This window comes from Vreelandella aquamarina (genome assembly GCF_020075495.1).
GTDB lineage: Bacteria > Pseudomonadota > Gammaproteobacteria > Pseudomonadales > Halomonadaceae > Vreelandella > Vreelandella aquamarina_A.
In genome coordinates this window covers 113,266-125,807 of sequence record NZ_JABYQT010000007.1, presented here as the reverse complement: position 1 = coordinate 125,807, position 12,542 = coordinate 113,266, and the positions used below count along the sequence as shown (strand labels likewise).

The following is a 12,542-nucleotide window of genomic DNA, read 5'->3' as shown; positions in this document are numbered from 1 at the left end:
GCCCGGCCCGGGCCACTACCCGGGCCAGGTTCACGTCAACTAGAAGGTACATGATGAAAAAGGGTCCCCAGAAGACATTTCGCGACATGCGCGACCCCACGACGGCCGAGGCGCCCAAGATTACCTATCCTTGCGACTATCCCTTGAAAGTAGTCGGGGACGCGGCTGAGGATTTTCCCGCCTGCGTATGCCAGGTCGTGGTACGCCATGCACCCGATTTCGATGAATCGACAATGGAAGTGGTCGAAAGCCGCACCGGCCGTTTTCAGTCGGTACGTATTTCCATTCGCGCCACCAGCGAAGCACAGATCAGCCAGCTGTTTGAAGAGTTGAAGGCAACCGGCCGCGTGCACATGGTGGTCTAGATGGGTTCCTCGCCGTCTATCGAGCTGCACCGCCTGGGAAGACGAGCCTATCTGCCGGTTTGGGAGTCGATGCGCTCGCTGACCGATACCCGCGACAGCGATACGCCTGATCAGTTCTGGCTGGTCGAACACGACCCGGTGTTCACCCAGGGGCAGGCGGGCAAGCCCGAGCATCTGCTGATGCCTGGCGATATCCCCGTGGTGCAAACCGACCGGGGCGGCCAGGTAACCTACCACGGCCCGGGCCAGGTGGTGCTTTATCCGCTATTGGACGTAAGGCGTAGCAGGATCGGGGTGCGTGATCTGGTATCGGCGCTTGAAAACGCCGTCATTGCACTGCTGGCCGACTACGGCATCAAGGCGCACGCGCGAGCTGATGCCCCAGGTGTCTACGTCAAGAGCGTGCTGGGCGAGGCCAAGATTGCCTCGCTGGGTCTGCGCATTCGGCGCGGGGCAAGCTATCACGGGGTCGCTCTCAATGTGGATAATGACCTGGCGGCGTTTCAGCGCATCAATCCCTGCGGCTATGCCGGCATGGCGGTGACCCGTCTGGCCGATCTGGTGGCGCTTCCCGTTGACCATTCGGTCGGTGATCAGCTGGCGCGCGCACTGGCAGCCGAGCTGAAGCGGACACTTGTCGTCATCGACCCATAGCGGTCACATTGAAAAGCCGCCGCAGCTCAGGCTGCGGCGGCTTTTTTGTCGGCGACGAACGGCTAACCGACGTTGAGGGCGGGAATGATGTTGGGATCGGGCTCCTGTCCAGGCACCTTGGCGGGGGATGCAAGGCCCAGATTGTTCTTCTCGAAAACCCGGTCGGCGCGGTAGCTCGAACGTACGAGCGGACCTGACGGCACTTCCATGAAACCTTTCTCCAGGCCTATTTCACGATACCGGTCGAATTCCTCGGGGCTTACCCAGCGCTCGACGGGCAAATGGTTTTTCGTCGGACGCAGATACTGGCCCAGGGTCACGATATCCACGCCAATGTCGCGCAGATCGTCAAACGTCTGCAGGATCTCTTCGTCAGTCTCGCCAAGGCCGAGCATGATGCTGGTCTTGGTAATCACATCCGGGCGATGCTTCTTGGCGTGGGCCAGCACGTTCAGGGTCTTGCGATATCCTGCCCGCGGGTCGCGTACCCGGCTGGTCAGACGCTCCACGGTTTCGACGTTCTGGGCAAAGACCTCCAGGCCGGAATCGACCACGCGCTCGATGGCGCCAAGCTCACCGTCGAAGTCCGGGGTCAGGGCTTCGACGACCACATCGGGAGTGCGTGCCTTGATGGCCTGGATGCAGCTGGCGTAGTGGGAGGCGCCACCATCGTCCAGGTCGTCGCGATCCACGGAGGTCAGCACGATATAGCGAAGCCCCATCAGCTCGACGGACTTAGCGGTGTTTTCCGGCTCTTCCAGATCCAGCCAGCCCTTGGGATTGCCTGTATCCACCGCGCAGAACCGGCAGGCGCGGGTACATACCGAGCCCATCAACATGATGGTGGCCGTGCCGTTGCTCCAGCACTCGCCCATGTTGGGGCAGTGCGACTCGGCGCACACGGTGCTCAGTCGATGCGTGGCAACGTTGCGCTTGACCGCTTCGAAGCGCTCGCCGCCGGGAATCTGGGCGCGTAGCCATTTGGGCTTGCGTTCAAGGGAGGGCGCTTCGGCCTGCGCGGCACGCACCTTCATGCCGTCCTTGATCGCCGTCGTGCCATGTTCATTGCGAAATTTCTGGCCGCTGGGCACACGCTGCGTGGGGTTGTTGCTCATGGGAATAGAGCCTCTCTACTGTGCGGCAGGCAGGGCTTATCACAAAAAACTAAGCGCTTGCCCCTCAAGTCATGCCGATTGATACGTTGCCAATTCATACGTAGGTAGTAGGGCGTAATGTAACATATCTGTCGATTAACAGGACACCGCCACCTTGACTAGGGGGTCATGGGTAAACAGGCAACGCCATGGCTGGGCAGTGGGCTTGATGGGGCCTTGAAATGGTGCTGAAACTGCGCCAGATGGTCGCGCACAAACCGCAAGAAGAGTTCCGCTACCGGAGTGGGAAAGCGTTCGCGGCGATACACCGTGCACCAGGCACGACGTAGGGGAAAATCCGCCAGTGAAAGCTCGGTCAATAACCCCTGCTCGAGTTCCAGGCGCACTGCCAGTCGAGGCAGTACGGCAACACCCAGCTGCGCCATGACGCCCTGCTTGATGGCTTCATTGGTACCTAGTTCTATGCGATGCGAAAGCGCGATTTTCTGTAAAGCCGCCAGTTGCTCAAGGGCGCTGCGTACGCCCGAGCCGGGCTCACGCATCAGCACGTAGTGGCGGGCGAAGTCGGCGAGGGTGGCTGCCTGCATCTCCAGAAGGGGGTGCTCGGGCCATACGACCGCCACAAGCTCGTTGTCGATGATCGGCATCACCTCCAGCCGATCGTCTTCCGGCACCATGGCCATGATCACCAGGTCATCCTGCTGCTGTGCCAGCCGCTCGAGTGCCTGGCTGCGGTTGCATACTTTCAGGCGTACCTGGATGTCTGGGTAACGGGCGCGAAATCGCGCCAGAATGTACGGCACGATGTACTGCGCCGATGAAACGGCGGCCAGGTTCAGTTCGCCGGAAATCTTGCCTTTGATATCCGAAAGATTCATCTGCAGGCGTGATAGCTGGCCAAATATCTCCTGAGTCGAAAGCGCCAGTGTATTCGCCGCCGGCAGCACGTGCAGCGTCTTGCCGGCGTATTTGAACAGCGGCTGTCCGAGCGCCTGTTCAAGCTGGCGAATCTGTGCGCTGACCGCAGGCTGGGTCAATCCTAGCTGTTCGGCCGCGCGCGAATAGGAGCGCTGGCGATGTACGGCCTGGAAGACCTGCAGCTGGCGGAAGGTCAGCCGGTTAAGCAGCTTGGGAGATGACATGACAACCTCTGGAAATCGGCCTGCGTTCATGAGGAGTGCAGGCGGTACTATAAGCCACGAAAGCCTGTGAAAATGCTATCACTGTTTGGCTGTCTGTGCCTGCTGTGCCGACGTGTGTTGATCCGGTAAAAAAACAGAGTGCTATTTATCGACGCTGAGCAAGGAGTGGCCTAGACTATATTGCATCGCAGCATTATGGCTGTTGGGTTGATCGCCTGTGCATTCACCCTTGGGAGACGCTATGAATTTTCTTGCCCATTCTCTGCTCGTCGCTAATCCATTGCTGAACGCCTGGACCAAGACACCAGACGAGCCCTCTGCTCGGCTGGGCAGTGATGTCTTGACCTCACTGATGGACCCGTTCGGGATTGGACGCGCGGCGACCGACTACTGGCGCGATAGCGTCGAGCGCAGCGTACTTTACTGGGACGTCATGCGCGAGCGCGGCAATCAGTACCTTGAGCACATGGAGCAGACCAAGCCAAACGTGCTGGGGTTTGAAACCGAAGTGCTGCTCGATGGCCGAACGCTGCCTCAGCCTACCAATTACGAACTGCTGCGTGTACTACCGCCAGCAGGCACCGTCATCGATGCCAAGAAACGCCCCTTCGTGGTGGTTGACCCGCGTGCCGGCCATGGTCCCGGCATTGGCGGCTTCAAGCCCGATAGCGAGCTGGGCGTGGCCTTGAAGGCGGGCCACCCCTGTTACTTTATCGGCTTCTTGCCGTTTCCCGAGCCGGGCCAGACGGTCGAAGATGTCGTCGAGGCCGAAGTCGCCTTTTTGCGTCATGTCATCGAACGTCATCCCGACATCAGTGAAAAGCCCATGGTGGTGGGCAACTGCCAGGCGGGTTGGCAGCTGATGATGGCCGCCTCGCTCGAGCCCGACCTCTTTGGCCCCATCCTGATTGCCGGCGCGCCGCTTTCCTACTGGGCAGGCGAGCGTGGCAAGGCACCCATGCGCTATACCGGTGGGATGACCGGGGGAAGCTGGGTAACGGCGTTCACCAGCGACATGGGCAATGGCCTGTTTGACGGCGCCTGGCTTGTGCAGAACTTCGAACGCCTGAACCCGGCCAATACCTACTGGAAGAAGCAGTATCACCTCTATGCCAACATAGATACCGAAAGCCAGCGCTACCTGGATTTCGAACGCTGGTGGGGCGGGCATGTGGTACTGGGTGGTGAAGAGATACAGTACATCGTCGATAACCTGTTCGTGGGCAATCGCCTTTCGACGGCGCAACTGGTGACCCGAGACGGGCGGCGTATCGATCTGCGCAACCTGCGCTCACCTGTCGTGGTGTTCTGCTCGCGGGGGGACGATATCACCCCGCCGCCGCAGGCACTTGGCTGGATTCGCGATCTTTATGAAGATACCGACGACATCATTGCCAACGACCAGACGATTGTTTACTGCATGCACGATACCACCGGGCATCTGGGAATCTTTGTCTCGGGCAGCGTATCGCGCAAGGAGCACTCCGAGTTCACCGCCAACATGGATTACATCGACGTGTTGCCGCCAGGGCTCTATGAGACGACGGCCACCAAGCCACCGGCAGGCAGCGATGCCAGTCTCTATGAGCGTGACTATCTGCTCGAGTTTACCCCGCGCAACTTCGAAGAGCTGGACCAGCAAGTACACCACGACCCGGACGATGATCGCCGGTTTGCCACCGTGGCACGTCTTTCGGAAATCAATCTGGGGCTTTACCGGCTTTATGTACAGCCCTGGCTGCAGGCGGTAATGACGCCGGAAGCGGCCCGCTTCATTCGCCGCATGCACCCCATTCGCCTGGGCTACAAGCTGCTGTCTGATCGCAACCCCTTGTCAGTACCGCTACCGGTCATGGCCGAAGCGGTGCGCAAGAACCGTCGACAGGTAGGGTCTGATAACTTGTTCAAGACGCTGGAAACCATGGGCTCTGATCAGATCATTGCGTCTCTGAATGCCATGCGTGATCTGCGCGACAGAAGTACCGAGCGTCTGTTTCTGGATATCTATGGCCAGCCGCAGCTTCAGGCAGCGGTAGGGTTATACGGTGATGCGCACGTGCATCGCCGCCGCCCCGGTGCTGAGCCCGAGCACCGCCGTTTTCTGGCGCGGCGTCAGGCCGAGCTGCGTGAGCAGATTGCCCAGGGCGGCCCGCAGGAAGCCATCATGCGCTCCTTGATCTACGTCATGGGTGGGGCGCCGGCGACGGATGAGCGCAACTTCAAGCGTTTGAGGGCGTCACGAGCCAAGCTTGAAAACGGTATCGAGCTTTGCGAGTTCAAGCGTCTGGTGCGTGAGCAGTTCTCCATCCTGAAGCTGGATCGCGAGCAGGCGTTGAAGACGCTGCCTGAGCTGTTGGCCGGACAAGGTAACAGTGATATCGATGGGCATATCCAGAATCTCGAGCACGTGTTTGCCGCAAGCGGTGAGCTTTCAGAACACGCCGCCGAGCGTTTTGTACAAGTGAAGGCGCTATTCGACGAGGCTCGGCCCAAGGAGGCAGCACCCAAGGCGCCGGCGCCGAAGGCTTCTTCCAGCAAGGCCTCTCAAGGCAAGCCTGCCGCGAAAAAAGCGGCACCCACCAAACCCAGGGCAGCGGTCACGAAAGCCAAGGTCGATAATCCCGTCGTAGCCGAGGCGGTGATCAAGCATGGCGAGGCGCCAGCCAGCGAGGGTGAGAAGAGCCCCGCGCCGTCACCATCGCCATCCGCGATAAAGAAAGATGGGTCGAGTGGCGATTCAAAAAAATCAACGGCGGACCTTGCTCAACGTAAATCACCGCGTAAACGTTGAGCGCTTTTGATCTGATCACGCCCCTGCCCTTTGGCAGGGGCGTTTTGCTTATGAAGCAATGGTGGGTTGCCGTTCTTCGGGCAGCGGTCTAGTGTCTAGCTACTCTGGTATAAAAAGTAAGGTTTGTTATTTACCGTTCGCTTGCTACTGGCGCTTGGCCAAGGGCTGGGGTAGGGTAGGCGCATTTTTTCATCCGTATGATTGTGCTGGTCACGGGTCAGGCCGTTTATCGTCACACTGTGCGGTACCGTATTCAGGCGCGGGCTGGTCAGCCTAAGCAATAGATAAGTGGAGCACTATGGGCAAGTCACTGGTCATCGTCGAATCGCCGGCTAAAGCGAAGACGATCAATAAGTATCTCGGCAACGATTTCATCGTCAAGTCGAGCGTGGGTCACATCCGTGACCTGCCGACCAGCGGCTCGGGCAAGGCAGCTTCCGATCCCAAGGAGCGCGCTCGCCAAGCCGCGGCAACACGCAAGATGTCAGCGGAAGAGAAGGCTGAGTATAAAAAGCGCAAGAGCCAGGAACAGCTCATCCGACGCATGGGGATCGATCCGAACAATGGGTGGGAAGCACACTACGAGGTGCTGCCCGGCAAAGAGAAGGTGGTGGCCGAATTAAAGAAGCTCGCTGAAAAGGCCGACGCCGTCTATCTGGCAACGGATCTGGACCGTGAAGGGGAGGCCATTGCCTGGCACCTTCGCGAGACCATTGGTGGTGATGATAGTCGCTACAAGCGCGTGGTATTCAACGAGATCACCAAAAACGCCATTCAGGATGCGTTCAAGGCGCCGGGCGCATTGAATATTCCCCGTGTGGAAGCGCAGCAGGCACGGCGCTTTCTCGACCGGGTCGTAGGTTTCATGCTTTCCCCGCTGCTGTGGGCAAAGATTGCGCGAGGACTTTCCGCCGGCCGTGTGCAATCTGTGGCGGTGCGTCTTATCGTCGAGCGCGAGCGCGATATCCGTGCCTTCATTCCCGAAGAGTTCTGGGATGTGCATGCCGACCTGGTATCACCGGACGGCGAGCTGGTGCGCTTCGCCCTGGCAAGGCAGGATGGCAAGCCCTACCGGCCTACCTCCGAAAAAGAAACCATGGCCAGTATCGAGGCGCTGCGCAAGGCCAAGCTCTCCATCACTTCACGCGAAGACAAGCCGACCAGCTCCAAGCCGACGGCGCCTTTCATCACGTCGACACTGCAACAGGCCGCGAGTGGTCGTCTGGGCTTCTCGGTCAAGAAAACCATGACCATGGCCCAGCGCCTTTATGAAGCTGGCTACATCACCTATATGCGTACGGACTCGACCAATCTCTCCAAGGATGCGGTCGAGAGCGTTCGTGAGTTCATCGGCAACGAGTACGGCGAGCGCTATCTGCCGGAAACGCCCAATCGCTTCAGCAGCAAGGAGAGCGCGCAGGAGGCACACGAGGCCATCCGCCCGTCAAGCGTCGAGCGCAAGGCAACCGACCTTGTCGGCATGGAGCGCGATGCTGAGCGCTTGTACGAGCTGATCTGGCGCCAGTTCGTGGCATGTCAGATGACCCCCGCCGAGTATCTGTCCAGTACGCTGAGCGTTGAAGTGGATGGCTATGACCTGCGTGCGAAAGGCCGCGTGCTCAAGTTCGATGGTTACACACGGGTGATGAAGCCCAGTGGCAAGAACGAAGACCAGACGCTGCCGGATCTGCCCAAGGGCACGCCCATGGCGCTTGAGTCGCTCGACCCGCAGCAGCACTTCACCAAGCCACCGGCACGCTATACCGAGGCCAGCCTGGTCAAGGAGCTCGAGAAGCAGGGCATCGGCCGGCCTTCCACCTACGCCTCGATCATTTCCACGATTCAGGATCGCGGCTACGTAAAGCTGGAAAACCGCCGTTTCTACGCGGAAAAGCTGGGCGATATCGTCACCGAGCGGTTGAAGGAGTCGTTCCCGGATCTGATGGACTTCTCGTTTACCGCACGCATGGAAGACAGCCTGGATGAGGTGGCCGAAGGCGAGCGCAACTGGCAGGCGCTGCTGGATGCCTTCTACGGCGAGTTTCGTGAAGAGCTTGCGAAAGCGGAAAGTGACGACGGCATGCGGCCCAACCAGCCGGTGCCCACGGATATCGATTGCCCTTCGTGCGGGCGCAAGATGCAGATTCGTACCGCCTCGACCGGTGTATTCCTGGGCTGCAGCGGCTATAACCTGCCTCCCAAGGAGCGCTGCAAGACCACCATCGATCTCATTCCTGGCGAGGAAGCCGTGGCCGCCGATGCCGGCGATGAGGCCGAAACCAATGCCCTGCGCGCCAAGCGTCGGTGTGCCAAATGCGGCACGGCCATGGACAACTACCTGATCGATGAGACCCGTAAGCTGCACATCTGTGGCAACAGCCCGGATTGCGATGGTTATGAAATCGAGCAGGGCAAGTTCAAGATCAAGGGATACGACGGCCCGGTCATCGAGTGCGACAAGTGTGGCTCTGAAATGCAGCTCAAGTCCGGGCGCTTTGGCAAGTATTTCGGCTGTACCAACAGCGACTGCAAGAATACTCGCAAGCTGTTGAGAAGCGGCGAGGTGGCACCACCGAAGATGGACCCGATCCCGATGCCGGAGCTGGCCTGCCAGAAGGTGGATGACCACTACGTGCTGCGTGATGGGGCGAGCGGACTGTTTCTCGCGGCCAGTAAATTCCCCAAGAATCGTGAAACGCGACCGCCGCTGGTCAAGGAACTCAAGGCTCACCGCGATGAACTGCCGGAGAAATACCACTTCATCCTGGATGCACCCAGCGAAGACCCGGATGGCCGGCCGGCGCAGATTCGCTACTCGCGCAAGAATAAAGAGCAATACGTGATGACTGATGAAGAGGGCAAGGCGACCGGGTGGAAGGCCACCTATGAGGCAGGTAAATGGCACGTGGAAGACAAGCGTAAATGAGTCCGCGTGCGCGTACCAATCAGCTCCTTTATCAGGTCGAATTGCTGGTCGGCATGGCTAAAGGTGATGACGAGCATGCCCAGGCTCGTCAGATGGCGCTCGAGGAGGGTGCGCTTGCGCTATTCGAGCTGGCGCTGAACTCGCTGCTCAAAGAAGTGACCGAGCATGCAAGGTTGGAAAATCATGCCTGGCGTCGCCTGCTTGCAGACGACGGCCCGCAGCTTGCCGAGCTTCAGCGCTTGCGTGATGTAATGAACGCATCGAATAGCTGGCTTGGCTGGCTGGTCAGCCGACTAGAGCAGCTACATGGTAGTGAAGGCGCTGCCCGGCGTGCGCCTGCCAATCCCGCCATGATCGCCGTAGGGGGGCAGGTAGATGTGGGTACTCAACTGCTGGCCTGTCTTGACGCCGCCAAGCGCGAAACAGCTGCGCTCCGGGAAACCAGCCTGGAGTGGTAGCGTCGGAAATATCGCGACTGAACTACACTGTACTTTCAATATCAAAGAGATGGCCACCAGCGTGAAGGTGGTCAAACTCTATGACTGACAAGTGGAGAGGAGACAAGGATGCGTTACAACACGGTCAAGGATCTCATTGCTTGGGCAGAAGGCTTTCACAAGCGCATGGCCCAGCAATACAGTGATGCGGCAGACAAGGCGGATAGCGAGCGTGTGCAGATGGCGCTGACGTATCTGGCCAGTGAGGAAATCAAGATGCAGAAAGGCCTTGATGACCTCTTTCACGATGGCACGGATCATTCAGAAGTGCTTGAGACGTGGTTCGATGAGTCAAGCGAGTTTCCTGAACCGCCTGAGCTTGAGCAACTGGCCGAGAAATCCGTAGCCGGATCGGTGGATGAAATCATCCAGGTAGCGGTCGAGACGCACACAAGACTTCAGGCTCTTTATGAGCACCGCGCGCTTCGGGCAAGAATCGAGCCGGAAGCCACGTTCTTCAATTCGCTGGCAGAAGGGCACGAAGCCCAGGTGCGCAAGCTGGTGACCAATATGCAAGAGTTTGCAGATATCTAGCGTTGCGTTGAATGATGCTGGATTGACACGGCTGCGTGAGGCCAGACGTCAAATAGTTGAGCAGTATCACTGACAGCGGCGGTGTTTATAGGGTATAACAGCCTCCAGAAATGCTAAGTTGGTCAGCTGCGCGCTGGCCCGTTTTGAGGGCTCTTTCATGCCATTGAACCGCCGCCGTTTTCTAGCGCTGGCACTAGGCTGGCCAGCGGTTGCCAGCGCTGCCACCTCGAGCATCACCGTTGATACTCAGCCTCCGGATCTGGTGGAAACGCTGCTTTCACGGGCGCATATTCCCCGCTACAGCAGCGAGCTATGGCTGTTGATCGATGATCAGCAGTCAACGCTCAGCGTCTATCGCGGCAATGCGCTGCTGGAGCACTATGGCCCTGTTTCGTTGGGCCGCTCGGGGGCCAAGACGCAGCGCGTACGAGGGGATAACGTCACCCCGCTGGGAGAGTTTCGCATCAACCGATTTAATTACCAAAGTCGGTGGCATATTTTCCTCGGTATCGATTATCCTACGCCAGCCCATGCGCGAATGGCGTTGGAAAAAGGCATCTACTCGCAAGGCGATTACGAGGCCTATTTTGATTACTACCGCCGTTACGGCCACCCACCGCAAGAGACGGCACTGGGTGGGGCAATCGGAATTCATGGCATCGGAAGCAGTGATCCCGACATTCATGGCCGCTACCACTGGACCCAAGGGTGCGTGGCAGTGACAAATGAACAAATTGAGCGAGTTGCAGAGCTTGTAGATGTTGGCACTCGCGTCGTGATCCGCTAGTCTTATGTTGTTGAAGGAAGTACGAGGTTTTGTACAAGTGGCTATAGACAAGCGTTGTGGTCTATTATAAAACAGCGTTTGACTTACGTGCTGATGCACAGGTCATTGTAAGGAACCTGCACCGCAGGTAGACAAAGTAGCATTAAGCACTTAGCCTGACTTTGTCTTACCATTAACGTTGTACCCAAGGAAGACTCAAGGAGAACATTATGACTCTGAAGACTACTCTGAAAATGACCGCCGCTGCCGCTTCTCTGGCAATCCTGGCTGGCTGTGCTTCTACCAGCGCTCTGGAAGAAGTTCGCATGACTGCTGAATCTGCACAGGCTGACGCCGCAGAAGCACGCAGCATGGCTTCACAAGCTCTGAACACTGCTAACCAAGCTCAGCGCGACGCGCAAGCTGCCCTGCAGATGTCTGAGCAAGGCCGTGAAGAAATGAACCGTCAGTTCCAGCGTTCCATGCAGAAGTAATTCTGCCTGGGCCGCTGTAAGCTATCTAGCTTCGCGGTTCGCTGAAGATGTAAAAAACCCCGCCATCTGGCGGGGTTTTTTTATGGGTGAAGAGAGCGCCTTCAGGCGTCTTCTTCTGTAGCCTGTGTCTGGCTAAGCTCAACTTCCTCGAATAAGCCTCTGAATTCAGCAGGCGTCTCTTCCACCGGCGCTTGTGCCTGAGGGCCGTACAAGGCCACGAAATGGCCGTCAGACGCTTCCAGCGCGCGTTTCACCTGTTCGTAGTCCACTTCTACCTGGTCTTCCGTCAGCTCGTCTACGCGCTCGATGGCATTGATCAGCGGCTCGAAGTCTCCCTGGTTCTCTTCAAGCTGCGGGTATGACTGCACGAACAGAGTGCCGTCTGCGGCCCAGCCAGCCTTGAACGGGGCGTCCATCAAGTTGACCTTCGTGCCGCTGGGCAGGCGCTCGTACAGCGACTTGATGTCTTCGGGGTACATGCGAATACAGCCACGGCTGGCACGCATGCCTACGCCGTCAGGGCGGTTGGTGCCATGAATCAGATAGCTCGGCATGGCCAGCAGAATGGCATGCTCGCCCAGGGGGTTATCCGGGCCAGGGGGAACGACGGCAGGCGCCGGTTCGCCACGCTCGGCCGCTTCACGGCGCATGGAGGCGGGCGGTGCCCAGGCAGGATCCTTGACCTTGACGGTGGTGCGGGTGATGCCAACCGGTGTTGCGAACTCTTCACGGCCAACGCTTACCGGGTAGGTCTCGACGATGCCGGGCTTGTCAGCGGGGTAGTAGTACATGCGCAGTTCGGACAGGTTGACCACGATACCTTCGCGCGGGGCGGGCGGCAGGATGTAGCGAGCCGGAATCACGACTTCCGTGCCTTCACCCGGAACCCACATGCTGATATCGGGATTGGCCATGCGCATTTCCTCGTAGCCAATATTATGGCGACGAGCGATATCGATCAGGGTTTCTTCAGGATCCTCGACGATGACGGTGTAGTACTCACCGATGATATCGCCCTGCTCAGGTAGCCGAAAATGCCCGCGGGGAAGCTCACGCTGCTCCTGTGCCACTGCCTGCTCAGCACCCGCCAGCGCTTCGTCGGACACGATCGGCGCGCTCTCTGCCTGTTCGGGCTCTTGCTGCGCGTAAACCGGGCCGGTGAGGGAGGCAGCCAGCAAGACTGCCAGGCTGGTCGGACCCCAAAGGGTGAATTTTTGACGAGTGTTCATGATCATTCCTAATGAGTTGATGCACTGCT

Annotated in this window: 11 protein-coding genes; 8 read left to right on the top strand and 3 right to left on the bottom strand. The window is 58.7% G+C overall.

Annotation, left to right across the window (positions count from 1 at the left end):
- Nucleotides 1-53 precede the first annotated feature (53 nt).
- Both HW452_RS12400 and lipB read left to right on the top strand, forming a co-directional pair.
- Nucleotides 54-365: an HP0495 family protein gene (locus HW452_RS12400; RefSeq protein WP_224106421.1), complete on the top strand. Its 312-nt coding sequence runs from the start codon at nucleotides 54-56 to the stop codon at nucleotides 363-365.
- Nucleotides 366-1,019 (top strand): lipoyl(octanoyl) transferase LipB, encoded by a 654-nt coding sequence (gene lipB / locus HW452_RS12395; protein WP_224106420.1) that lies wholly within the window; start codon nucleotides 366-368, stop codon nucleotides 1,017-1,019. It begins immediately after the preceding gene.
- A gap of 62 nt (nucleotides 1,020-1,081) precedes the next feature.
- On the opposite strand, the gene lipA is transcribed toward lipB, so the two are convergent.
- Both lipA and HW452_RS12385 read right to left on the bottom strand, forming a co-directional pair.
- Nucleotides 1,082-2,134, bottom strand: a complete 1,053-nt coding sequence (gene lipA / locus HW452_RS12390; protein ID WP_224106419.1) for a lipoyl synthase — start codon at nucleotides 2,132-2,134, stop codon at nucleotides 1,082-1,084.
- Nucleotides 2,135-2,292: 158 nt separating this feature from the next.
- Nucleotides 2,293-3,276, bottom strand: a complete 984-nt coding sequence (locus tag HW452_RS12385; RefSeq protein ID WP_224106418.1) for a LysR family transcriptional regulator — start codon at nucleotides 3,274-3,276, stop codon at nucleotides 2,293-2,295.
- A gap of 241 nt (nucleotides 3,277-3,517) precedes the next feature.
- On the opposite strand from HW452_RS12385, the gene HW452_RS12380 reads away from it, so the two are divergent.
- From HW452_RS12380 to HW452_RS12355, 6 genes are all read left to right on the top strand, one after another.
- Nucleotides 3,518-6,067 (top strand): DUF3141 domain-containing protein, encoded by a 2,550-nt coding sequence (locus HW452_RS12380; protein WP_224106417.1) that lies wholly within the window; start codon nucleotides 3,518-3,520, stop codon nucleotides 6,065-6,067.
- A 298-nt stretch (nucleotides 6,068-6,365) separates the two neighbouring features.
- Nucleotides 6,366-8,993, top strand: a complete 2,628-nt coding sequence (gene topA / locus HW452_RS12375; protein ID WP_224106416.1) for a type I DNA topoisomerase — start codon at nucleotides 6,366-6,368, stop codon at nucleotides 8,991-8,993.
- Complete coding sequence (locus HW452_RS12370) at nucleotides 8,990-9,451, top strand: DUF6586 family protein (RefSeq protein WP_224106415.1); 462 nt, start codon at nucleotides 8,990-8,992, stop codon at nucleotides 9,449-9,451. Before topA ends, HW452_RS12370 begins: the two co-directional genes overlap by 4 nt.
- A 108-nt stretch (nucleotides 9,452-9,559) precedes the next feature.
- Complete coding sequence (locus HW452_RS12365; RefSeq protein WP_224106414.1) at nucleotides 9,560-10,024, top strand: 2-hydroxyacyl-CoA dehydratase; 465 nt, start codon at nucleotides 9,560-9,562, stop codon at nucleotides 10,022-10,024.
- A gap of 157 nt (nucleotides 10,025-10,181) precedes the next feature.
- Nucleotides 10,182-10,811 (top strand): L,D-transpeptidase family protein, encoded by a 630-nt coding sequence (locus HW452_RS12360; RefSeq protein WP_224106413.1) that lies wholly within the window; start codon nucleotides 10,182-10,184, stop codon nucleotides 10,809-10,811.
- A gap of 209 nt (nucleotides 10,812-11,020) precedes the next feature.
- The gene (locus HW452_RS12355; RefSeq protein ID WP_126949928.1) at nucleotides 11,021-11,284 is read left to right on the top strand and encodes an Lpp/OprI family alanine-zipper lipoprotein; all 264 of its coding nucleotides are present in this window, start codon (nucleotides 11,021-11,023) and stop codon (nucleotides 11,282-11,284) included.
- A 101-nt stretch (nucleotides 11,285-11,385) separates the two neighbouring features.
- Here HW452_RS12355 and HW452_RS12350 read toward each other — a convergent pair whose 3' ends face one another.
- On the bottom strand, nucleotides 11,386-12,513 hold the full coding sequence (locus HW452_RS12350; protein WP_224106412.1) for a L,D-transpeptidase family protein: 1,128 nt from the start codon (nucleotides 12,511-12,513) through the stop codon (nucleotides 11,386-11,388).
- Nucleotides 12,514-12,542 lie beyond the last annotated feature (29 nt).

What these genes read in the sequence shown, in the direction of transcription:
- HW452_RS12355 (WP_126949928.1), top strand. Translation starts at nt 11,021, where the DNA reads ATGACTCTGAAGACTACTCTGAAAATGACCGCCGCTGCCGCTTCTCTG.
- HW452_RS12370 (WP_224106415.1), top strand. Translation starts at nt 8,990, where the DNA reads ATGAGTCCGCGTGCGCGTACCAATCAGCTCCTTTATCAGGTCGAATTG.
- HW452_RS12365 (WP_224106414.1), top strand. Translation starts at nt 9,560, where the DNA reads ATGCGTTACAACACGGTCAAGGATCTCATTGCTTGGGCAGAAGGCTTT.
- lipB (WP_224106420.1), top strand. Translation starts at nt 366, where the DNA reads ATGGGTTCCTCGCCGTCTATCGAGCTGCACCGCCTGGGAAGACGAGCC.
- HW452_RS12360 (WP_224106413.1), top strand. Translation starts at nt 10,182, where the DNA reads ATGCCATTGAACCGCCGCCGTTTTCTAGCGCTGGCACTAGGCTGGCCA.
- HW452_RS12385 (WP_224106418.1), bottom strand. Translation starts at nt 3,276, where the DNA reads ATGTCATCTCCCAAGCTGCTTAACCGGCTGACCTTCCGCCAGCTGCAG.
- HW452_RS12350 (WP_224106412.1), bottom strand. Translation starts at nt 12,513, where the DNA reads ATGAACACTCGTCAAAAATTCACCCTTTGGGGTCCGACCAGCCTGGCA.
- HW452_RS12400 (WP_224106421.1), top strand. Translation starts at nt 54, where the DNA reads ATGAAAAAGGGTCCCCAGAAGACATTTCGCGACATGCGCGACCCCACG.
- lipA (WP_224106419.1), bottom strand. Translation starts at nt 2,134, where the DNA reads ATGAGCAACAACCCCACGCAGCGTGTGCCCAGCGGCCAGAAATTTCGC.
- HW452_RS12380 (WP_224106417.1), top strand. Translation starts at nt 3,518, where the DNA reads ATGAATTTTCTTGCCCATTCTCTGCTCGTCGCTAATCCATTGCTGAAC.
- topA (WP_224106416.1), top strand. Translation starts at nt 6,366, where the DNA reads ATGGGCAAGTCACTGGTCATCGTCGAATCGCCGGCTAAAGCGAAGACG.